Source organism: Exiguobacterium sp. RIT594 (assembly GCF_003339585.1).
GTDB lineage: Bacteria > Bacillota > Bacilli > Exiguobacteriales > Exiguobacteriaceae > Exiguobacterium_A.
In genome coordinates, this window is sequence record NZ_QPKF01000001.1 from 177,753 (window position 1) to 198,339 (window position 20,587).

General features: G+C 47.9%; 21 protein-coding genes and 1 other annotated feature. Of the genes, 12 read left to right on the forward strand and 9 right to left on the reverse strand.

Annotated elements, in window-relative coordinates; genetic code table 11:
• Positions 1-11: 11 nt before the first annotated feature.
• The 4 genes from DVG79_RS00835 (at position 12) to DVG79_RS00850 (ending at position 5,140) form a co-directional block, all read left to right on the forward strand.
• The gene (locus DVG79_RS00835; protein WP_114595086.1) at positions 12-407 is read left to right on the forward strand and encodes a hypothetical protein; all 396 of its coding nucleotides are present in this window, start codon (positions 12-14) and stop codon (positions 405-407) included.
• Between the two features lie 62 nt (positions 408-469).
• Positions 470-705, forward strand: a binding site (T-box leader).
• Between the two features lie 96 nt (positions 706-801).
• Positions 802-2,316, forward strand: a complete 1,515-nt coding sequence (locus DVG79_RS00840) for a peptide ABC transporter substrate-binding protein (RefSeq protein WP_114595087.1) — start codon at positions 802-804, stop codon at positions 2,314-2,316.
• Between the two features lie 198 nt (positions 2,317-2,514).
• Positions 2,515-3,798, forward strand: a complete 1,284-nt coding sequence (locus DVG79_RS00845; protein WP_026827543.1) for a methyl-accepting chemotaxis protein — start codon at positions 2,515-2,517, stop codon at positions 3,796-3,798.
• A 223-nt stretch (positions 3,799-4,021) separates the two neighbouring features.
• Positions 4,022-5,140, forward strand: coding sequence for a flagellin N-terminal helical domain-containing protein (locus DVG79_RS00850; protein WP_114595088.1), 1,119 nt, complete (start codon positions 4,022-4,024; stop codon positions 5,138-5,140).
• Between the two features lie 394 nt (positions 5,141-5,534).
• Here the strand turns inward: DVG79_RS00850 and DVG79_RS00855 are convergent, their stop codons facing one another.
• The gene (locus tag DVG79_RS00855) at positions 5,535-6,371 is read right to left on the reverse strand and encodes an endonuclease (protein ID WP_114595089.1); all 837 of its coding nucleotides are present in this window, start codon (positions 6,369-6,371) and stop codon (positions 5,535-5,537) included.
• A 132-nt stretch (positions 6,372-6,503) separates the two neighbouring features.
• Between DVG79_RS00855 and DVG79_RS00860 the strand changes: the two genes are divergently transcribed.
• From DVG79_RS00860 to DVG79_RS00880, 5 genes are read left to right on the forward strand one after another with little or no spacing between them, the layout of a single operon-like run.
• Positions 6,504-6,860: a flagellar protein FlaG gene (locus tag DVG79_RS00860; protein ID WP_114595090.1), complete on the forward strand. Its 357-nt coding sequence runs from the start codon at positions 6,504-6,506 to the stop codon at positions 6,858-6,860.
• Positions 6,861-6,877: 17 nt separating this feature from the next.
• Positions 6,878-8,449: a flagellar filament capping protein FliD gene (fliD, locus tag DVG79_RS00865; RefSeq protein ID WP_114595091.1), complete on the forward strand. Its 1,572-nt coding sequence runs from the start codon at positions 6,878-6,880 to the stop codon at positions 8,447-8,449.
• 12 nt (positions 8,450-8,461) lie between these two features.
• Complete coding sequence (fliS, locus tag DVG79_RS00870; RefSeq protein WP_114595092.1) at positions 8,462-8,833, forward strand: flagellar export chaperone FliS; 372 nt, start codon at positions 8,462-8,464, stop codon at positions 8,831-8,833.
• Entirely contained in the window at positions 8,797-9,183 is a 387-nt protein-coding gene (locus tag DVG79_RS00875) for a hypothetical protein (RefSeq protein ID WP_233494501.1), read from the forward strand. The genes fliS and DVG79_RS00875 overlap by 37 nt, the downstream gene beginning before the upstream one ends.
• Before the next feature lie 27 nt (positions 9,184-9,210).
• Complete coding sequence (locus tag DVG79_RS00880) at positions 9,211-9,390, forward strand: hypothetical protein (RefSeq protein WP_026827549.1); 180 nt, start codon at positions 9,211-9,213, stop codon at positions 9,388-9,390.
• 34 nt (positions 9,391-9,424) lie between these two features.
• On the opposite strand, the gene DVG79_RS00885 is transcribed toward DVG79_RS00880, so the two are convergent.
• The 8 genes from DVG79_RS00885 to DVG79_RS00920 form a co-directional block, all read right to left on the reverse strand.
• Positions 9,425-11,176 carry a diguanylate cyclase domain-containing protein gene (locus DVG79_RS00885; RefSeq protein ID WP_114595093.1) on the reverse strand — a complete coding sequence of 584 codons (1,752 nt, stop codon included), beginning with the start codon at positions 11,174-11,176 and terminating at the stop codon, positions 9,425-9,427.
• Between the two features lie 101 nt (positions 11,177-11,277).
• Positions 11,278-11,946, reverse strand: coding sequence for a DUF2225 domain-containing protein (locus DVG79_RS00890; RefSeq protein WP_114595094.1), 669 nt, complete (start codon positions 11,944-11,946; stop codon positions 11,278-11,280).
• Between the two features lie 23 nt (positions 11,947-11,969).
• On the reverse strand, positions 11,970-12,410 hold the full coding sequence (locus DVG79_RS00895) for a YaaR family protein (RefSeq protein WP_114595095.1): 441 nt from the start codon (positions 12,408-12,410) through the stop codon (positions 11,970-11,972).
• Between the two features lie 18 nt (positions 12,411-12,428).
• Entirely contained in the window at positions 12,429-13,322 is an 894-nt protein-coding gene (locus DVG79_RS00900) for a flagellin N-terminal helical domain-containing protein (RefSeq protein ID WP_114595096.1), read from the reverse strand.
• Positions 13,322-13,714: a flagellar export chaperone FliS gene (locus DVG79_RS00905; protein ID WP_114595097.1), complete on the reverse strand. Its 393-nt coding sequence runs from the start codon at positions 13,712-13,714 to the stop codon at positions 13,322-13,324. Before DVG79_RS00905 ends, DVG79_RS00900 begins: the two co-directional genes overlap by 1 nt.
• Positions 13,711-14,001 carry an EscU/YscU/HrcU family type III secretion system export apparatus switch protein gene (locus DVG79_RS00910; protein ID WP_012371297.1) on the reverse strand — a complete coding sequence of 97 codons (291 nt, stop codon included), beginning with the start codon at positions 13,999-14,001 and terminating at the stop codon, positions 13,711-13,713. Before DVG79_RS00910 ends, DVG79_RS00905 begins: the two co-directional genes overlap by 4 nt.
• Before the next feature lie 9 nt (positions 14,002-14,010).
• Entirely contained in the window at positions 14,011-15,927 is a 1,917-nt protein-coding gene (locus tag DVG79_RS00915; protein ID WP_114595098.1) for a serine/threonine-protein kinase, read from the reverse strand.
• A 95-nt stretch (positions 15,928-16,022) separates the two neighbouring features.
• Positions 16,023-16,529, reverse strand: a complete 507-nt coding sequence (locus tag DVG79_RS00920) for a competence protein ComK (RefSeq protein ID WP_026827557.1) — start codon at positions 16,527-16,529, stop codon at positions 16,023-16,025.
• A gap of 250 nt (positions 16,530-16,779) precedes the next feature.
• Between DVG79_RS00920 and DVG79_RS00925 the strand changes: the two genes are divergently transcribed.
• From DVG79_RS00925 to secA, 3 genes are all read left to right on the forward strand, one after another.
• Complete coding sequence (locus DVG79_RS00925) at positions 16,780-16,980, forward strand: cold shock domain-containing protein (RefSeq protein WP_026827558.1); 201 nt, start codon at positions 16,780-16,782, stop codon at positions 16,978-16,980.
• 283 nt (positions 16,981-17,263) lie between these two features.
• The gene (hpf, locus tag DVG79_RS00930; RefSeq protein ID WP_026827559.1) at positions 17,264-17,827 is read left to right on the forward strand and encodes a ribosome hibernation-promoting factor, HPF/YfiA family; all 564 of its coding nucleotides are present in this window, start codon (positions 17,264-17,266) and stop codon (positions 17,825-17,827) included.
• 217 nt (positions 17,828-18,044) lie between these two features.
• A complete protein-coding gene (gene secA, locus DVG79_RS00935) occupies positions 18,045-20,564 on the forward strand; it encodes a preprotein translocase subunit SecA (RefSeq protein ID WP_114595099.1) in 2,520 nt (839 codons plus the stop codon).
• Positions 20,565-20,587 lie beyond the last annotated feature (23 nt).

The following is a 20,587-nucleotide window of genomic DNA, read 5'->3' on the forward strand; positions in this document are numbered from 1 at the left end:
GAGGCGACGTTATGGAATGTCGTAAAGATTCATTACGGACGTTGAAGTGGGTATCAGGTGGTTTAGAGGCAATGCTCGGGATACCGGTGCTTGGTGGATTATTTATTGTCTTTGGAACAGGTTACAATGCGCTTTGGGTCATGTTAGCGTTCCATATCGTGGTCGTCGTGTTGACGGCACGTGCCGGTCGGGTCTCAAAAGGGAATATCGTCGGGATCGTCGCATCAACCGTCGGTGTCATTCCGGTCGTCGGCATGTTCTTGCATCTTGCGGCGGCGATTACGATCTTGCTGGATGCGGCATTCGGGAACCGGATCATTACGCGGACACATGTTGAACGTGTCGAACCGATCCGTCCCCGTCCGGTCCGGAAAGAGCAGGAACGCAAAGAGGATCATCCGTTCTAAGCTTTTTTCGTTGACAGTTGAAAACAAGCCGTGTAAAGTAAACAACAAGTTAAGCCATATCAAACAAATCAACGACGCGGAGTAAGTACCGTCAACACTGCCGACAAAGCGAGTCAGGAAAGGTGAGAGCCTGACGCGGTAAGCTGATCAGGGAATGGACCGCTGAGAGCCTGTTGAACGATTCAGTAGACAGGACGGTTGCCCCCGTTACCGGGCTAGCTGGTTGTTGGACCAGCGACAAGAGGAGATTTTTAATCTCAACTAGAGGTGGCACCGCGCGGATACAGGCGTCCTCTATGCATCAGCTTTTGCTGTGGCATAGAGGGCGTCTTTTTTGTTTACGTCAAGGAACGCCGAATCATCCAACGCACATTATCTTTAGGAGGAATTATTTATGAAAAAGACATTGATCGCGGCGGCAAGTACGGCGTTCCTGCTCGCAGGATGCTCCACAACGGATACAGAACAAGCAACACCAAATAAGAATGACAAGAAAGTCCTGCACACGATGGAAAGTTATGACCTCCTGTCGGTCGACCCGGCAGACGCCATCACGTCAAATATCTTTAACCAGATTTATGAAGGACTCTACCGCTTTGACGCAAACAATGAACTGGTACCGGCAGCAGCGAAGTCGCACAGCGTGTCGGAAGATGGCAAAGTCTATACGTTTAAGTTGGACAAAAACGCTAAATGGTCTGACGGCAAACCGGTCACAGCGGAAAACTTCCGTTATGCCTACGAGCGCGTCATCGAAACGAATTCACCGTTCGCGTACCTGCTTGAGCCGGTTAAAGAAACAAAGGTCATCGACGATCAGACGTTACAGATTGAACTGAAACGACCGACACCATACTTCCTCAGCATGACGACGTTTGGCACATACATGCCGGTCCGGGAAGACATCGTTAAAGCGCAAGGCGACAAGTTCGGAACGGACCCGGAAACAAACGTCTACAACGGACCGTTTACGTTCAAGAAATATCAGGCGGAGCAAGGCTACACGCTGGCGAAAAACGCCGATTACGCCGATCGGAAAAACGTCAAGATTGACGAAGTCGATGTCAAAATCATCAAGGACCCGATGCTCGCAATCAACCTGTTTGAAACAGGCGAACTCGATGTTGCCCCGTTGAACTCGGAAAATGTCGTCACGTACAAAAATAAAAAAGAGTACAACACGTTCAGCGACTCACGGATGTTCTTCATCCGGATGAATCAAAAAACGGACGCGCTGAAAGATCAGAAAACACGCCAGGCGATTGACGCGGCGTACGATAAAAAAGCACTGACAGAAACGTTACTCGGAAACGGTTCATTGCCGGCCGATTACATCGTCCCGCAGGACCTTGATCCGAAGTACGATAAAACCCGTCAGATTGAATCGTCGTTTGACGCAACTCAAGCAAAACAAGTGCTCGCTGATCAAAACCTCGAGCTGACGATGATCATTGAAGACGACGATGTCTCGAAAAAAATCGGTGAGTACATCCAAGGCTCATTGAAACAACAAAACGTCGACGTTAAACTGCTGTCACTGCCGAAAAAAGAACGATTGGCGCGTGAAGGTCGAGGGGATTACGACCTGTCACTCGCGAGCTGGGCTCCAGATTATCAAGATGCAACAACGTACTTGAACTTGTTCATGACAGGAAATCCGTTTAACATGATGGACTACTCGAACAAGAAGTATGATACTCTCTTGAAACAGGCGGAAAATGAACTCGATCAGGACAAACGCCTTGCGCTGTTAAGCAAAGCGGAAACGATGTTGCTCGATGATCAAGCCATCTCACCGGTTTACCAACGGAAAAATGCCTTCCTTCAAAATACGGAAGTGAAAAATCTGGCCCGTCATAATGTCGGAACAGATATATCGTATAAATACGTTGAGATTGACCGCAAGTAACGTTCTAAACTTACAGATACCCAATCGACTTTCTTTCTATAGGAAGTGTTGATTGGGTATTTTTGTGCATGGCGTTTCATTTGTGGTGAAAATGAGATGAGAAAGAACTGGAAAATCAGGTCAATTCACTTAAAGCGTCCTCAGAAGTTGCCGATAAGTAGGGTGATGAGATTTGAAACAGGAAAGGGAGTTTCGAAGATGAGTAGATTACGCAAAAATTTAAAGATGCGGTTGTTTGTCTGGGTCTTGGCGATTTCAGTCATTACTGGTGGGATTTCAGCACAGTTGACGTTGTTCTTAAACCGAGGACTTAATGTCGCTGACGGGCCGTCGATTTGGTTAGGTGCCGGGATTGGCTTAGTTTTATCCATCATTGGTTCAGCATTGATCCAATTGATTCTCCGTCAACCGATTAAAGCGATTGAAAAGGCGACGGAAACAGCGCGTGAAGTCGCAAACGGTAATTTCAACGTCGATTTCGAAGAAGCGAAACGCGGCGACGAAGTTGATCAGTTGATGCATGAACTCGAAGTCATGGTCTTACATATCCGCAAACAGGCAACACAGATGGGCAATTCAAGTGATAAATTGACAGCGTCAGCGCAGGAAATTGCGGCTGCTGTCCAAGAAGGTAATGCATCAGGCGAAAGCATCCGCTCTGCGATGGCAGAGCTCTCGACGAAGATGAATGAAAACGTCGATCAAGCTTATCTGTCGATGGATGCGCTCGGCGCCGTCAAACGGACGATGGATGAAGTCGCCAAAGAAATGAATGAAGCGTTGAAATCAGCGACGGTCATGCAGACGGAAGCTGAGAACGGGAAGACGCTGGCGACAGATTCTGTCGAAGCGATGCACATGATTTCAAGTAAGATGGAACAATCAGCGACATTGAACAGTCGACTGACCGGTATGACAGGTGAAATCTCACGGATTACCGATGTCATCAGTGACATCTCGGCCCAAACGAACTTACTCAGTCTGAATGCCTCGATTGAAGCGGCTCGTGCCGGCGATGCGGGACGCGGATTTGCTGTCGTCGCAGCGGAAGTTAAGAAGCTCGCCGAACAGACCGCAACGTCAGCAAAAGAAATCACGGATTTAATTTCCGGTGTCAAACGTCTCGTCAACGATACAGCGAACGCGATGACGGACGTCCAAAAAGAAGTTGCAACCGGTGTCGGTCTCGTCGAACAAGCCGGTTCTTCATTCGAAGAGATTCACCAGTCGACAGAAAGTGTTTATTCGCGTGTTCAGTCGGTCGATCAACTCGTCATCAAGTCAGATAAAGAAATCGATCAGGTTGGTTTAACGACTGCGAATATCCTCGCGATGGTCGAAGAAGCGTCGAAACATGCGGAACAGGTCTTGCAGGCATCAAGCCATCAAGCGGCTTCACTTGGTGAAGTAAACGGCGCGATGGAAGAGCTCGTCGCAGTTGCGGAACAATTACAGGAAGAAACAGGCGCGACGCGTCTGTAAATCAGAAATCGTAGACGGAAGTAGCGTCTGCGATTTTTGTTTGAATTTTTTTATTTTTTTTGAGAGAAACTGTTAAACATTTCGGTACGGCGACGATATATAGAGTGGAAGCAGTCATCGACTACAACCGCCGCGCTACTCTTGGGCCGGCCAGGGGGCGCATCTCGGAGAAGAAGGATCTTCAAAGAGACAAAAAATTTATTCCTATGGAGGGAAACTAAAAATGATTATCAATCACAACATTACAGCACTTAACACACACAACAAACTTTCTGCAGCTTCTGGTGCACAAAGCAAATCAATGGAAAAATTGGCTTCAGGCCTTCGCATCAACAAAGCTGGCGACGACGCAGCTGGTCTTGCGATCTCTGAAAAAATGCGTGCGCAGGTTCGTGGACTTGACCAAGCTTCACGTAACGCACAAGACGGAATCTCAATGATTCAAACAGCTGAAGGCGCATTGAACGAAACACACGATATTCTTCAACGTATGCGTGAGTTATCAGTTCAAGGAGCAAACGATACAAACGTTGTCGCAGACCGTGATGCAATTCAAGAAGAAATTACTGCACTATCAACTGAGATTACAAGAATTGGAAATAACACAGAGTTTAACAAACAAAAACTTTTAAATGGTGACTTAGCTTCGAGTATCACTGCTGTTGGTACTGGTATTGGACCGGGCGCAGGGATTTCAAAAATTAATTCTTCAGGTGCTGAAGCGGCTACTGATTATACAGTAGCATTTGATTCAGCAACAGGTGATCTTACTGTTTCAAGTGCAACTCTTGGTAAATCTTCGACTATTAATGTAGCAGGAGATGTTCCGGCTGCAGGTTCAATGGAGTCTAAAGAAATTAATTTCACTGAGCTAGGTATTTCACTTGAAGTTAATGAAGGATTAACAGCTGACATTACTGCAACGAATACTTTCGAAGTCGCTGGTGGCGGATCAATCAATCTAATGATTGGTGCTAATGCTGGTCAAAACATGACTATTGGCGTGGATGATATGCGTGCTACTGCACTTGGAGTAGATGCGTTGGATGTAAGCAATACAACTAATGCGCAGACAGCTGTTACTTCTATTGAGAACGCTATTAAGACAGTTTCAGAACAACGTTCGAAACTCGGTGCAAGTCAAAACCGTCTCGAGCACACAATTAACAACCTCAAAACATCTTCTGAAAACCTAACAGCGGCTGAATCACGCGTTCGTGACGTTGATATGGCGAAAGAAATGATGAACCAAACAAAGAACTCGATTCTTGCGCAAGCTGCACAAGCAATGTTGGCTCAATCGAATCAAACACCCCAAGGCGTACTTCAACTCCTTCGGTAATTTGATTCTACCGGGCGTCTGATTGGGTAACTGATCAGAGCATGACTGGGTGAATTGCTGGAACTCCTGAGAGCCTTGATGTACGACAACGTGGCTGGAAACGGCGAGCGTGACCGTTCTGAAAAACGTCAAGGATTGGACAATCAGCAGCCAAGCACCTGTAGGGAAACCTTGGTGAAGGTTCAACGACTAGGATAAACGACCTAATGGACACGTCCGATGGTTATGAAATCCGTACTCCGTTAACGGCGGGGGAAGTGCCCAGCTCCTAGTCACAACTAGGATGAAGATATAGTCTTATCATTAGCGAAAGCTAGTGCGCGTAGCAAGCGAACCAACAGCCGCAAGGCGTTCTCCAATTACTCCGTTAATCGTAATTGGTCGTATAGCTTACTTAAAGGTCATGGACTTGTTCCATGGCCTTTTTTAGTTGTCCAAACTTATAAGTGACGGACCAGTATGTCCGGTTGAGTTTTTCAGCAATGGCTTGTGTCGTCCATCCACTTGTTTTGAGTTCTAAAATAGTAGTGCACTCTTCTGATGTATATCGTCTTGAAGGATTTGATGGAAGTACTTGATACTCTGGATGTTCATGCTGAAGTTTGTTGAGACGAGCTTCCCAATCTAACTTATAAGAAAACTTTGGTAAGTCCACTGTATATGGTGCAACTTGCTCCAAAAATGTGATCGTATCTGTGACACGAGTCGTTTTCAAGAAATAACCGCAACCGTTGGATGTTTGTGATAGACGAAAGTTGAGATGGAATGTCTCATTCAACCAATTACAAAAAGGAATCAGCTCTTCTTTTGAAAACGACTGTAGATAAAGTGCGATGGAAGGTGTGACATACAACTGATTGGCGTGGTTCGTGCGTTTAGAAATCATAAGTGAACCGTCATCTAAATAGAGTATTAATAGAAATACCGGATGTGCACAACGCGAGAGCAGTTCAAATGGAATTATCTTTTTATGATCTGGATAAAAATAGGGATACAGTTCGGTCATTAGAGGGAGTGATTTGGAGACGAGATTATTTTGCCGAATGTATAACATATCGGGAAGTTGCTTTTGCTTCCATTCCCGATAAAACCGTTGTGTCTCACCAAAGTGCTCCCGGTAACTATTGTTTTTCCGACGGGATTTTGGATAACATTTCGTAATTTCACCATCTGCTAAAATACTGGCCAGTAAAACAGATTGTTGAACTTTTGATAATGTATCAATCAACATATTAAGGAAACTCCTTTCAATAAAAGAACGTATGTTCTTTTATTCCCGATTTTCTAAACTTTAAAATAAAACTAATAAAAAGAATGGTCCAAACCGATATACTACATAGAGAAGAAAAAGGAGTGTTTGTCCATGAATTCCATCAATACGGAAATCCGGCTTCATCTGCCTGAAAATGTGTTACCTTACGAAGCGACACGAAACGTCTTCGTCGAAGCGAACCAAGAGGATTTGGCACAGGACGGTATCGTCATCTTACCGACGCCTCAACATATTACGAAGCTTGAAACGGCCATTGAAAAAGCGAACGTCCAGCTCGAAGCACAACGAACCGGCTTGAAATTCGTCAAACATGAAAAACTCAACGAATTTTATATTCAAGTCGTTGATACAAATAATAATGTCGTTCAAGAGATTCCGAGTAAAAAGGAACTTGATTTTTTCGCGGCCTTTATGGAATTTAATCAATTAATCGATAAACGGATTTAACGGAAAGGACTGATTGGATGGCAGGAATACGTCTTAGTGGTCTCGCAAGTGGGATTGATACAGAAACGATGATCAAACAATTGATGCAGGCAGAACGCGCACCAGTAGATCGTCTATCGCAAAAGAAACAAACCTTAACGTGGCAACGTGATGCTTATCGCGAAATGAACCGTGGTTTGCTCGATTTACGAACAGCAGCGAGTGACATGTTGTTATCAAAAAACTATACAGCGAAGACCGCAACCAGTTCGGATGCGTCAAAAGTTGTAGTGACGGCGAGTCCTGCAGCGACAGCAGGGAGTGTGACGATTGATAGCGTTACGCAACTCGCATCGGCTTCGTCACTTGTCATTTCAAGGAATGCATCAGCAACGGGAGCAATTTCGAGTCAAACGAAACTCGATGCCAGTGGTTTGGTGGCAAAGGATGGTTCCGGTAACATGGAACTGGAATTAGCGACCTATCAAGCAGACGGAACAGCTGGGACACCGGTAACGATGAAATTTGACGGGACGGCCACGATTGGTGATCTTGTGTCGAAAATCAACAACGATAAATCATTAGGTCTCAGTGCCGTCTTTAATGATATTACGGGAAAGCTTGTTCTGACACGTCAGAGCACGGGGAAACTCGCTTCATCTAACGAAATTTCGTGGATGGATAAAAATACGCCGGTTGTTGGTGCGGAACCTGTTAAAACAGCGACAGCAGGAAAAAATGCGATTTATAGCATCGGGGGAACGGAACTGGAACAGAAAACCAACACCTTCACGCAAAACGGTCTGACGATTACGTTAAACGGGACGTCAACTACATCTACCACTCTCAACACGAAACTCGACACACAAGCGAACTTTGATTCAATCAAGAAGTTTGTCGATAAGTACAATGACTTGATCGACAAGATGAATAAAAAAGTCCGCGAGGAAAAATACCGCGACTTCCAACCTTTGACGGATGCGCAGCGGAAAGAACTGAGTGAAGATGAGGTTAAGAAATGGGAAGAAAAAGCGATGAGCGGTGTTCTGAAAAACGATAGTTTCCTACGTGACGGCATGACGTCATTCCGGAGTGCGATTTCTGCAAAAATCGATACTGGATATTCGTATACGTCGGGAACTGATACGATTCAATTGAACTACATGTCGCAAATTGGAATCACTTCAACAAGTGATTTCCGCGATGGAGGAAAGTTAAAGCTTGATGAAACAAAACTTAAGAAGATGCTTGAGGAGCAGCCGGAAGGTGTTTATAAACTATTTACAGCGAATGCACCGCAACCTGCTAAGGATGCTCAAGGGAATCCGATTCCCAGCACAGCTGGAATTGACGGATTTGTCCGCCAAATTCAAGGTTTTGCGACGACGATGCGTGATAAAATTTCGAACGTCGCTGGAATGGATGGTGCGGTTTCGACGACGTATCGACTCGGAAAATCCCTCGCTGATCTCGATAAGAGTATGCTGACATGGGAAGACAAGTTAAAATCAAAAGAAAATGCCTACTACCGGCGTTTTGCCGCAATGGAACAGGCGATGAGTCAAGCGAATAGCCAGTCGGCTACGCTGGCTTCGTACTTAGGACAATAAGGAGGACTTCAGATGGCGAACCCCTACGCAACGTACCAAACGAACTCTGTTACCACAGCATTACCCCAAGACCTGACGTTGATGCTGTATGAAGGACTGATCAAGTTTTCCATGCTTGCCAAGCGTGCAATTGAGCAAGGATTGATTGAACAAAAAAATACGAACATCCAAAAAGCGCGGGCAATCATCCTCGAGTTACAACTGACGCTCAACCAGTCGATTGCTTTATCAAAAGATTTAAATAATCTCTATGACTACATGCAGGGACGTCTGATTGACGCCAATGTCAAAAATGATGTTGTCGCAATCGACGAAGTGATCGGCTTTGCGGAAGAGTTCCGCGAGACATGGAAAGAAGCGATGAAGCTCGCGCGTCAACGATGAGTCCGCTCGATCCGCTCCGTCTGAAGACAAAACATCTGATGGAACTGCTGGAGCAAACGCCGGACGAAGACGTTTATGACGAGTGGTTGCTGAAGATCCAGAACTTGTTGAACGAACGCGAAGCGTTCATCGCCGCTCATTCGAACTTACTGGCTGGTGCGAATCAGGCCGTCATTCAAGAGCTGGTTGCAGAAAGTCAAAAAATCGACTTGAAATTATCGTCAGAAACCGCTAAATTAGGGGTACAAATCAATCAATTGCGTCAGACGAAAACAAGTCGGAAATCGTATATCGATCCGTACGAAGAAGTCGAAGGTAGTTTTTCACCGTATTTTGATTCTCGTCAGTAACTTTCTAGACGTAGGGAGGGATCTCGCGTGCCAAAACGTGAAGACAAGAAACGAAAGGTCGTCAAACCATTTTACCGTTCCGATGGATCGTACGATCAGTTCATCGAACCGGATGTCGAGTCGGAATCCTGGGAAGAAGCCGAACGTCCGATTTCCGATTTACCGGATGCGTATGAAGAAGAAAAATATCGACGCGAGTCGTTGTAACGAAAGAGGACCTTCCACCGTGGGAGGTCCTCTTTCATGTAAAACGGTATGCATTTTTTTCATGTTGTTTGACGCTGTACATCGCTTCGTCCGCTTGAATCAGTAACAAACTTGTCGTTACGCCGTCTTCCGGGTAACGGGCAATCCCGATCGACGGCGTGACCGATATTGCCGTCCCGTGGAACAAAAACGGCTGATTGAGCTGATTGATCAAGTCTTCGGTATAGCGGACAGTCTCAGATTTCGAACGGGGTAAGAAGACGATGAACTCGTCTCCGCCGAGCCGGGCCGCAACTTCATGTTCCCGGAGATGAAGCCGGAGCCGGTTCGCCGTCTCCTGCAGGACATAATCGCCGGCGTCATGTCCGTACCGATCGTTGACTTGTTTGAACCCGTCGAGATCAATGAACAGCAACGAACCGGCTTCAATCTGCGTCAACCGGTCCTGCAGGAAGTCTTCGAAATAACGGCGGTTCGGTAACCGCGTTAAGGCGTCATGATAGCCAAGTTCTTCGAGCCACTGTTGCTGTTCGAGCGTTTCAGTGATATCCGACAGCAGGACGTAGACATATTCGTGATCGGGGACGGGAATCAGCGTCGTATCGTATGTTTTGGTTCCTTCATGCAACAACAGCTTCCGGCTTATCTCCAGGCGCCCGACTTCTCGACGGAGTTGTGACGACAGGTATTCCGGGAGTTGCTGACCGAAATGCTGCAAGGCCGGCGGATTCATCGTTTGGAGGGTCCCCGTCCGGTTGACTTGAAGAATCGGTTCTGGATGATCGAGAAACAATCGCCGGTACTCTTCTTTCCGCAGTTCGAGGAGGGATGTCTGTTCCTTGACCTGCTGCGCGAGATCAAGCTGGATGACTTCGTATTCTTCTAATAAACGCCGGTTTAGCCGTTCTGAAAAGTACTGACGAATTAAAAACAACGAAAACAATAAGGCGATTGACAAGACGTAAACGAGAAGCGGAACTTGGAAAAAGGAAATCCAGACGAGCAACAGCATCAGGCTGACGTACGGTAAATACGGACGGGACAACGTATACTTTCGTGTCGTCGATACCGGGACGCAGCGGAAGTAACGGATGAGTCCGAACAAGCTGAGTGGATAAAGCGGTAAGAAAAAAGCGGCAAGATCAAGCTGGTCACGAATCAAAAACGTGTAGTAACCGAAGTTCGCCACACAAAACAGGGCAATGGCCTGGATGAGCGTCCGGTGACGTACTGTATCGCTTAGCCCCGTCGTGTAGAGGATCAGAGAAAACAAAATCAGTGCCATGAAACAGAGCGAATAGATGGTCATCGCGATCAGTTCGACGGTATTTCGGGCAAAATCAGGCACGTCCTGTAAAATCATCACGTAACCGAAGACGAACGACATGCCGAATAAAATAAAACCGTCAAGATAAAGTAACCGATGTTGGCGGAACGAGGACCAATCGATTAGTTGGGCCAAGGTCATCGCGGTCAAGAATAAGAAAAGTGTCAGTGTCACATTTGCGAAGGCGTCAGACCAAATAGGGTGGAACCGGTCGGGTAACGATGCTAAGACAGAGTTGATGACAATTCCGAGCCAAAATAACACAATCGCCTGACCGATTCTACGGTACGGATGATTCGGTCGTCTTAAAAAATGAACAAACGCTGACCAGGAACAGAAACTTAATCCGATTAAGGTAATGCTGCCGGCGATGGCACAGGTCCACGTCTGGTCAAACGTTAATGCTAGAATCAGATAGGTCAAAAGTAAATAAAGACTGGTTGCGTAAGGTCTCGTCATGTGTTCGCCTCCTTCCTCGATGTCTTATATGTATGGATTTCGTCAACCAAAAAGAAAACCCCTGTTTCGTCCAACACATCGCAGACAAACAGGGGAGAAAATTAAATGGGATGTTGTTCGCGGTACAGTTCCCAGTGCTCGCGGGCTTCTTTTTTAATTCGATCGGAAACCGTTTTACTTTGGAAAATGAGACCGTACCATTGTTTGGCGTTATCTGTATCGCCTAACGTCGCATACAAATCACTGATCCGTAAAAGTAAGACATCGTGAGGAATGCCCGTTCGGACTGCATCCGAATACTCTAAGTAGATGGTTTCGTATTTTTGGACAGATCGCATCGTCCAAGAAAGTTCCTGTTCCAAATCTTCCAGCAACCGATACATCCAGGAAATTCGAATACCAAGCATCGCTTGGATGCTGTCTTTTTGTAACGTGACTTGTGCCATATACAAACATAGTTTGTATAGATACAGTACCTGTTTCACAGAACGTTCTGTTGCAGAGAAAGGTAAGACCGGAAGCATTGATAAGATGTCCGTTTCTAGTAGCGTTCGGACATCAGGCCGTAGTTTTTCAAACGCTTCATGGAAAATGAAACGACAGTGGCTACATTGGATGGGTTCGTAAAAATAGACGTTAGGTCCCTGATAATGAACGAAGCCATCCATATCGGTGTGTTCGACACGAATATGGCGGCTCAGAACACGTTTCGTATCCGTTTCTTTGAGACAGTAGGGGCAACGGCATTTTTTAAGATAAAGATCAGGCATGATACGTGCTCCTCAAGATGAATTTAGACAAAAACGTTGACGAGCATTCCTTTGATTTCACCGACCTGGTCGAGAATCTCGAGTCGACGGGATTCGCCTGAAATGACGTTGTCGGTCAGTTGCAGCAACTTCGCATCGACCTGTTCGACAACCTTGTAGATTTTCGTTCGGCCACGGCGATTGAAGCCACGCTTTTCTTCGAGTTGTTGTGACTGATCGAGGGCATCTTTTAAGAAGTCCTTAATTTTTTCTTTATAAGCTTCGAGATGTTCGATTGTCTGGCTTTCCGCCAGCAACTGACCGTGCTCTTCGACGAGCATCAACTTTTGTTGTAGACGTTCGTAGCCTTTATGTTCACGCTTATCCTGCATCAAGGCAGAAAACGTCGTCGATGCTTCGACCTCACGTGGTCCGGTCTTCGGTGTCTGCAGGCGGCTTGTTTCTTGGATGCGCCGGATGTCCATCGGGGATTCCTCCTTTGATTAGTTGAGTAGTTGTAAGACGCCTTGCGGTAAGGCGTTTGCCTGGGCGATCATCGCCATACCCGACTGATTGAGGATATTATACTTCGCGTACTCCATCATCTCACGCGCCATATCGGTATCACGAATGCGTGACTCAGACGCCGTCAGGTTTTCTTTACTGACACTCAGGACGGACGATGTTGCTTCGAACCGGTTTTGGATCGCTCCGAGTTTTGCCCGTTGCTGGGAAATCGTATCGATGGCCTGTGTATAACGGCTGATAGCTTCATCGGCGTCGCTGCTCGTCATGACGCTGAGCGCGTATTCCGGTGTTGTGTTGACGCTTGGATAATCAAGTGTCCGAGCGTCGGCATTCGGTTTGACGGTCGTACTGATTCCGATGTTGAGTGCGCGCATATCATCAATCGTCAAAGCAATGCCTTCGTTCGCGCCGGCATTCGTCTGAATGAAGACAGCATTGTCTTCTGTGCTGAAGCCGCCTGTCAATAGTTTTTTACCGTTGAACTGGGTTGTCTCGGCAATCCGTGAGACTTCATTCGTCAACTGATTGATTTCTTCCTGAATCGCCGTCCGGTCCCCTGTCGCGAGTGTATCATTCCCGGCTTGAACGGCGAGTTCACGCATCCGTTGCAACAGGTTGTGTGTTTCACTGAGTCCGCCTTCGACCGTCTGGACCATCGAAATGCCGTCGAGGACGTTTTGTTCCGCTTTATCAAGCGCTTTAAGACGGTTGCGCATCTTTTCAGAAATTGCGAGACCGGCTGCGTCATCAGCACCGCGGTTGATCTTTTGACCGCTCGACAGTTTATCCATCGTCGTCTTGACGTTCATCTGATTGGCACTTAAGTTTCGGTAGGCTTTCAAAGCCTGTACATTGTTTGAAATCCGCATTAATAGTCCATCCCTTCGTAACGCTCATGGTGTGCCGCCCGGACGAGGGGACGGTCTTTCTTCAGACTGGCGGCTTGCCAGGTGACCAACAGTTCTTCCGTCAGTTGTAACACTTCGTCTAAGCGTCCCGGCTCGAGGTAAGCCTGTAACGTCTGTTCCGCTAAGTAATAATACAGTTGATCGAGCTGGGCGGTGATGATACCACCTTCGTCGCTCAGACCGGCCTGCAGTTTTTCAAGCAGTTGATAGGCTTTTTGCAGACGGACGTTGACGGTATCGAACCGGCGCTCTTCGCGACCGGTAATTGCCTGCTCATATTGAAAGACGAGACCTTTTAACATCGTCTCCGTCAATTGTTGGGGAGTCATTTGATACAGTTCCTGTTCGGTCATGAGTTCCGTCCTTTCGCGTGATCAAGTTCTTCAATCAATAATAACAATTCGGCCATTACATCATACAGTTGCGGCGGGATCGCCGTTCCGAGATCCAGGTCGAGCAGATGACCGAGCAGCGACGTATCCTGTTCGATCGCGACGCCGCTGGCACGCGCTTCCTGTAAAATCCGGTCGGCTGCGGCACCCGTTGCCCGGGCGACGACGATCGGGGCATTGCCGGACGCTTCATCGTACCGGAGGACGGCCGCTGATTTACGGTGTTTTAAATCAATTTTCTGATACATAGGGCCTCCTTAAATCCGGTAGTCGTAACCGGTTGGTGTCTCGTCCGGTTTGACGGTTTCCGGTGTTGTCTGATCTTTCGTAAAGGCGTCGAAGCGGATCCGGACATCCTGGTAACCGGTCGCCTGCAGGGCTTCCGTCGTCCGTTCGAGGAACGGTGTTGCCAGGCGCTCGAGGAGCGGGAAATCATTTTCAATCGTAATCTGCATCTTTCGGTTGATCGTTTCGACGCGGACACCGATGTCGCCGAGGCGTGGTGTCTCAAGTTGGACGTACAACGTGTTGTTTTCCCAGTCGATCACTTCATCCGGTCGTTTATTTTGTAAGTGGACGTGCAGTCCGGCGGTGCCTTCGACGAGTTGGACGGGCAGGGCGAGCAACAGTTGCTGCAATTGCTGGTTGTTATCCGGTTTATTGACCTGTTGCTGCGTGTTCAGGAACGTTTGCAGTTTCGCCGCTTCCGGATTCGCTGCCGGCGTCGCGAGTTTCAATTCTGCCGTCTGCAACTGGAGCGTTTTTTGGACTGTCTCCTGCAGGACACGCGGACTGTTTTGTCCCGGCTCATAGGGAATCGGTCGTTGTCCGGTCGAAGCCGGCTGGCTTTGTTGTGGTACCGGCGTTTGCTGCGTGTTGGCAACAGCCGGCCGTAAGCTTGGATTCAGTTCTGGTAAGTAAGCGGTCCGGACGTTTGCCGGGGAGTAGCGGAACGCTTCCAGCGCCAGGCGGACTTCCTGGACGACGGCTTTTGCTTCCGTCCCGCGTCCGAGCAGGGCGAGTTCTGTTCCCCGTTCGAGTTTCGACAACAGTTGAATCAGTTGTTTTTCATCACGCATGCTCGTATGTAACATCGCGTCCGTCTGTTGGAATGTTTGCCGCATGCGATTTGCCGTACTTTCGATGACCTGGGCCATCTGGAGTGGGCGTTCTTCGACAAGCGGTTCGATTTGCCGCAGTTGCGAGACGATCGTTCGTTGTTCACGCCGGAAATCATTGGTCACTTCGGCAAGCCGGGGTGTCACTTCAGCGATGACCGTCAAATTCGACCGGATCGGTGCAGCGGACGGAACGTTTTTTTCCGCCGGTGCTGCTTGTGCTTGCGCAATGACAGCGGTCAGTTGTTCCAGTTTGCTTGGCGCTGGTCGCTCCGAGAGCACCGGACGTTCACTCGGGAAATAAGACCGCAACTGTTCACGGACTTCTGGTAGTTCACCGCGGTCGATTTGGGCGAGGAGATCCGGTCGGGCGTCTGCTGGGACATGCGCCGCAATCTGCCGGAGGGCGACTGGTGTTGCTTGATCGATATCGTGATGCGTCGGAAGCGTCGCACGGGCAACATCGAGTGCAATGACGTTGCTGAGCGTCGGTTTCTCGAGGACCGCCTGGCGCTCCGGTAAGACGTCGACCAACGAATCGGTTGAGCCGAGCAACTGGGCAATCAGGACGTCGGCGTCAGCCGGCAACGCACTGTCGGACGGACGGGTGACGAGTTGTAAGACTAAATCTTTATACGTCCCTTGCAGGGCAGCGACGAGCTTCGCAACCGTTTCCGGCGTCTGAGGCAGTTGACCGGTCGCAAGCAACCGGGCGACGGCTTGTTTTAATTCCGGCGGGAGATCGTCGAGTAAGGTCGCATCGACACCAGACGAATCCGGTTTCGTTGGTCCGGTTACCGGGACATCGGGCTCGGTCTGTTCCGTTACCTGTTCAATCAGATAACCTTCTGCCGTCTGGCCTTTGACCTGGAATTGAAACGTGCCTTCCGGAACATCACCGGTGAAGGTCATCTCGACCTTCTCGCGGCCGACTTGGACGAGTGCCGTGTTCGGACCGGTCTTTTCAAGGACGGTCCCGCTATATGTTTTCGTCTCCGATAAGGTGGTCGTGGGGGCGGATCGGGTCGGACTGGTTGGATTCATCTGGATATTCATCGATGAACCTCCTTTCTTGAAAAATTCTTCATCTTATTATATATCGGCACAAACAAAAAAGGATTGAGCGAAATCATCGCCCAACCCATTTTTTTTTAAGACTTAATTGCATTAAAGCGGTCCTCTAATGTCATCGCGTTCAATTGCTGGTAACGAGCCATCAGCTCGCCGGTTGCTTTCATTTGGTTGCGGACGATGTAAGGAGAGGCGTTTACGGGAAGGATCATGCCATTACGAGTTTTGAGTTTAGTCTGTCCGTCTTCCTCGATGACTTCGGACATGTGGCTCCAGGCGTACCACTCGCAATCATCACGTTTCGGTGATTTGGTAGGGAAAAAGACGAGACCAAGTGTCGGTTCGATGACGACAGGGACTTTTCCTTTCACGGAAGCGACACGTTTAGCGGTGACGATCCGTTCCTCGATGGAACTGTTGTACTGTCTGCAGGATAGCTGCAGGAGTTGATACGGACGAAGCGGCGTCATGATCGTTGAGCCGTCTTCCAGGACGATGATGGATTGTTTCATCATGTCATAGCACGGTAAAATCGCAACGGTCCGTTTCGTGATTCGATACTTTTCGTCATTATGGAATGGTCGCATTCGACTGCATCCTCCTTAGATAGGACAATGGATAAAATAGGTAATTACTAACGATATAATACAATACTACACCTGTAATGACAATGTAATTTTTTGAAAAATAGAGCAATAAGTGCCTTTGATAGGTTTGATTTGATATTGAATTCAAATTAATCAGAATTTTTAATTGTCAATAATTGTTTCTTTTGCTAGTATAGATGGTAGAGAGCTTGCTCTCGCTATCCAGTTTGCGAAGGGAACGTGAATTCGAATGGAACAAGGTAAAGTAAAATGGTTTAATGCTGAAAAAGGTTACGGCTTCATCGAGACATCGGATGCAAAAGACGTCTTCGTCCACTTCTCGGCAATTCAAGCAGAGGGCTACAAATCACTTGAAGAAGGCGAAGAAGTAGAGTTCGAAATCGTCGATGGTGATCGTGGTCCGCAAGCAGCAAACGTCTCGAAACTGTAATCCCGTTAGCAGCCGCCACCGTTTTTAGGAATCTCCTAAAAGCGGTTTTTTTGTTTCATCTCAATTTGTTAAGGGTATATACGCTAATATCAACATGCAACAACTATTATAGTACGCTAAGGTTCAAGGTGGATGTTCAACAGAATGTCATCGTTTTCATTTCCTTGCATGGCTTATCGTGGTATAATAATTACGAACCAAAAGAATTTTGAATCTTCAGAAGGAAACGACTGAAACGATGACGAATTCATAGGTTCAACCGGTTACTTAAGGAGGAGTTTACATGATCTACAACATTCGCGGTGAAAACTTGGACGTCACAGATGCTCTCAAGGATTACGTCGAGAAAAAGCTTGAAAAGTTAACTCGTTATTTCACAACTCCTACGGAAGCGCAGACGGCTTATGTTAATCTCAAAGTTAACAATGAGAAACAAAAAGTCGAAGTGACGATTCCAATGCCAAACCTCTTGTTACGGGCAGAGGATGTCAATGGCGACATGTACGCAGCCATCGACCTTGTCGTCGATAAGCTCGAACGTCAGATCCGGAAACATAAAACGAAAATCAACCGGAGAGGCCGTGCCAAAGAAGGCGGTATTGGGGAGTACTTCAAAACGCTCGAAGGACCGGAGGCAGAAGCACCTGTCTACGAAGAGGATGAAGCGGAACTCGAACTTGTTCGGACAAAACGTTTCACACTCAAACCGATGGATACGGAAGAAGCAATTCTTCAAATGGACATGCTCGGTCACACGTTCTTCGTCTTCTCAGACGCTGAAACGGGTAACACGAACGTCGTCTACCGTCGAAAAGATGGCCGTTACGGCTTGATTGAACCAGAATAATGAATCTACAGAGGACTTACTCCATGGAGTAAGTCCTCTTTTGGTATGATAAAAAACTATTTGTGAATAGAACATGTCTCAGACTAAAGTTGTATTTCATAAGACGCAGTCGCTCCGCTTGTTGAAATTTGACGGCGTATTCGGTACACTGAATAAAGGAAAAATCTCGGAATTCTGTTCGTTTAAAGAATCGTTCGAAGTAAGGGGACTGTAAGGCATGGCTAATTTTCTAAAAGAGTTATTCGCACCGACGAAACGTGTTCTGAAAAAAGCAGAAAAAGCGGCGGATGCCGTGGAATCATTTGAGGCACAAGTCGCTGCCTTATCGGATCAGGAATTAGAAGGAAAAGCGGTCGAATTCCGGACTCGTCTTGAGAACGGGGAAGACCTCGATGATATTTTACCGGAAGCTTTTGCGGTTTGTCGCGAAGTTTCAACGCGTGTCCTCGGGATGCGCCATTACCGTGTCCAGCTGATCGGCGGATACGTCCTGCACAACGGCGATATCGCTGAAATGAAGACCGGGGAAGGGAAAACGCTTGTTGCGACACTTCCTGTCTATTTGAATGCCCTCGCCGGAAACGGCGTCCACGTCATCACCGTCAATGAATATTTGGCGAAACGTGACCGGGACATCATGGAACCACTTTACGCAGCACTCGGTTTATCAGTTGGTCTGAACTTGTCGAGCATGTCGCGCCAGGAGAAACAAGCGGCTTACAACTGTGACATCACATACGGAACGAACAATGAGTTCGGATTCGATTACTTGCGTGACAACATGGTCCTCTATAAAGAAGACCGCGTGCAACGTCCGCTGTCCTTCGCTGTCGTCGATGAAGTCGACTCGATCCTTGTCGATGAAGCGCGGACACCGCTGATCATTTCCGGTTCTGCCGAAAAATCGACAGCGCTCTATTCGCAGGCGGATACGTTCGCGAAGATGATGAAAGCAGACGAAGACTATACCGTCGACATCAAAACGAAAAGTGTTTTACTGACGGAACAGGGAATCGACCGTGCTGAAAAATATTTCGGTATCGATAACCTGTTTGCGCTCGACCACATCGCATTGAACCATCACTTGAGTCTTGCGCTCCGTGCGAACTCCGTCATGCACCGGGACGTTGATTACATGGTTCGGGAAGACGAAGTCATGATCATTGACCAGTTCACGGGACGTGTCATGGAAGGTCGCCGTTATTCGGAAGGTCTGCACCAGGCGATCGAAGCGAAGGAAGGCGTCGAGATTCAACGTGAATCGATGACACTTGCGACGATTACGTACCAAAACTTCTTCCGAATGTACACGAAGCTTGCCGGAATGACCGGGACAGCGAAAACCGAGGAAGAAGAGTTCCGTAACATCTATAACATGCATGTCGTACCGGTTCCGACGAACAAACCAATCGTCCGGGACGATCAGCCGGACTTGATCTTCAAGACGATGAACGGGAAATTTGCGGCAGTCGCGGACGAAATCGAACGTGCCCACCGCGAAGGACAACCGGTCCTTGTCGGTACGGTAGCGGTCGAGACGTCTGAACTCCTCAGCAGTATCCTCAAGAAACGCGGCATCCGCCACGAAGTCTTGAATGCGAAAAACCATGCACGGGAAGCGGAAATCGTTGAAAATGCGGGACAACCGAACTCGGTTACGATCGCAACGAACATGGCCGGTCGTGGTACCGATATCAAGCTTGGACAAGGGGTCATCGAAAAAGGTGGTCTTTATATCCTCGGGACAGAACGTCACGAATCACGCCGGATTGATAACCAGCTCCGTGGTCGTGCCGGACGTCAAGGGGATCCGGGGGCATCCCAGTTCTATCTGTCACTCGAAGATGAATTGATGCGTCGTTTCGGATCCGATTCGCTGCAATCGATGATGGATCGTCTCGGAATGGATGATTCCCAACCCATCGAAAGCCGGATGGTCTCACGGGCCGTGGAATCGGCACAAAAACGGGTCGAAGGAAATAACTTCGATGCCCGGAAACAGGTTCTCGGATATGATAACGTCATGGCGGACCAACGGAAAGTCATGTACGCGGACCGGGCAGCGATTCTCGACGCCCAGTCGGTTTCAAATATCGTCCGTCCAATGATCGAACAGACGATTGAAGCGGGTGTCCATCAGTACACGCCAATCGAGTTCGTACCGGAAGAGTGGAGCATCGGTGCGTTAGCAGAGTGGGCGAACCAGACACTGGCGCTCGAAGAAAAAGTATCGGAGCAGGACTTGTTCGGCAAGGAACGCGAAGAAATCATCGAACTGTTAAAAGAACGGACTTTCGCCCATTACGAGCACAAACGCTCGGAAGTACCGGCAGAAGCGTTTGACGAGTTCGAGAAAGTCATCGTTCTCCGCGCCGTTGACCAGCACTGGATGAACCATATCGATCAGATGGATCAACTCCGTGAAGGGATTCACCTCCGTGCCTACGGTCAAAACGATCCGCTTCGTGAGTATCAATCGGAAGGTTCGATGATGTTTGATACGATGAACGCAGCGATTGCGGAAGAAGTGACACAGTTCGTTCTCCGTGCGGATCTTGATCCGAACTTGAAACGCGAAAAAGTCGTCAAAGACGAAGTCGCCGTTTCCGGTAAAGAGGACAAGGTCGTCAAAAAAGCACCGGTCCGTAAAAATCCAAATGAACAAATCGGACGTAACGACCCATGTTGGTGCGGATCCGGTAAAAAATATAAGAACTGTCACGGCCGTCAGGCATAAGTGACGAAGCGGCTGAGAGAGGC

What these genes read in the sequence shown, in the direction of transcription:
- DVG79_RS00835 (WP_114595086.1), top strand. Translation starts at nt 12, where the DNA reads ATGGAATGTCGTAAAGATTCATTACGGACGTTGAAGTGGGTATCAGGT.
- DVG79_RS00840 (WP_114595087.1), top strand. Translation starts at nt 802, where the DNA reads ATGAAAAAGACATTGATCGCGGCGGCAAGTACGGCGTTCCTGCTCGCA.
- DVG79_RS00845 (WP_026827543.1), top strand. Translation starts at nt 2,515, where the DNA reads ATGAGTAGATTACGCAAAAATTTAAAGATGCGGTTGTTTGTCTGGGTC.
- DVG79_RS00850 (WP_114595088.1), top strand. Translation starts at nt 4,022, where the DNA reads ATGATTATCAATCACAACATTACAGCACTTAACACACACAACAAACTT.
- DVG79_RS00855 (WP_114595089.1), bottom strand. Translation starts at nt 6,371, where the DNA reads ATGTTGATTGATACATTATCAAAAGTTCAACAATCTGTTTTACTGGCC.
- DVG79_RS00860 (WP_114595090.1), top strand. Translation starts at nt 6,504, where the DNA reads ATGAATTCCATCAATACGGAAATCCGGCTTCATCTGCCTGAAAATGTG.
- fliD (WP_114595091.1), top strand. Translation starts at nt 6,878, where the DNA reads ATGGCAGGAATACGTCTTAGTGGTCTCGCAAGTGGGATTGATACAGAA.
- fliS (WP_114595092.1), top strand. Translation starts at nt 8,462, where the DNA reads ATGGCGAACCCCTACGCAACGTACCAAACGAACTCTGTTACCACAGCA.
- DVG79_RS00875 (WP_233494501.1), top strand. Translation starts at nt 8,797, where the DNA reads ATGGAAAGAAGCGATGAAGCTCGCGCGTCAACGATGAGTCCGCTCGAT.
- DVG79_RS00885 (WP_114595093.1), bottom strand. Translation starts at nt 11,176, where the DNA reads ATGACGAGACCTTACGCAACCAGTCTTTATTTACTTTTGACCTATCTG.
- DVG79_RS00890 (WP_114595094.1), bottom strand. Translation starts at nt 11,946, where the DNA reads ATGCCTGATCTTTATCTTAAAAAATGCCGTTGCCCCTACTGTCTCAAA.
- DVG79_RS00895 (WP_114595095.1), bottom strand. Translation starts at nt 12,410, where the DNA reads ATGGACATCCGGCGCATCCAAGAAACAAGCCGCCTGCAGACACCGAAG.
- DVG79_RS00900 (WP_114595096.1), bottom strand. Translation starts at nt 13,322, where the DNA reads ATGCGGATTTCAAACAATGTACAGGCTTTGAAAGCCTACCGAAACTTA.
- DVG79_RS00905 (WP_114595097.1), bottom strand. Translation starts at nt 13,714, where the DNA reads ATGACCGAACAGGAACTGTATCAAATGACTCCCCAACAATTGACGGAG.
- DVG79_RS00910 (WP_012371297.1), bottom strand. Translation starts at nt 14,001, where the DNA reads ATGTATCAGAAAATTGATTTAAAACACCGTAAATCAGCGGCCGTCCTC.
- DVG79_RS00915 (WP_114595098.1), bottom strand. Translation starts at nt 15,927, where the DNA reads ATGAATATCCAGATGAATCCAACCAGTCCGACCCGATCCGCCCCCACG.
- DVG79_RS00920 (WP_026827557.1), bottom strand. Translation starts at nt 16,529, where the DNA reads ATGCGACCATTCCATAATGACGAAAAGTATCGAATCACGAAACGGACC.
- DVG79_RS00925 (WP_026827558.1), top strand. Translation starts at nt 16,780, where the DNA reads ATGGAACAAGGTAAAGTAAAATGGTTTAATGCTGAAAAAGGTTACGGC.
- hpf (WP_026827559.1), top strand. Translation starts at nt 17,264, where the DNA reads ATGATCTACAACATTCGCGGTGAAAACTTGGACGTCACAGATGCTCTC.
- secA (WP_114595099.1), top strand. Translation starts at nt 18,045, where the DNA reads ATGGCTAATTTTCTAAAAGAGTTATTCGCACCGACGAAACGTGTTCTG.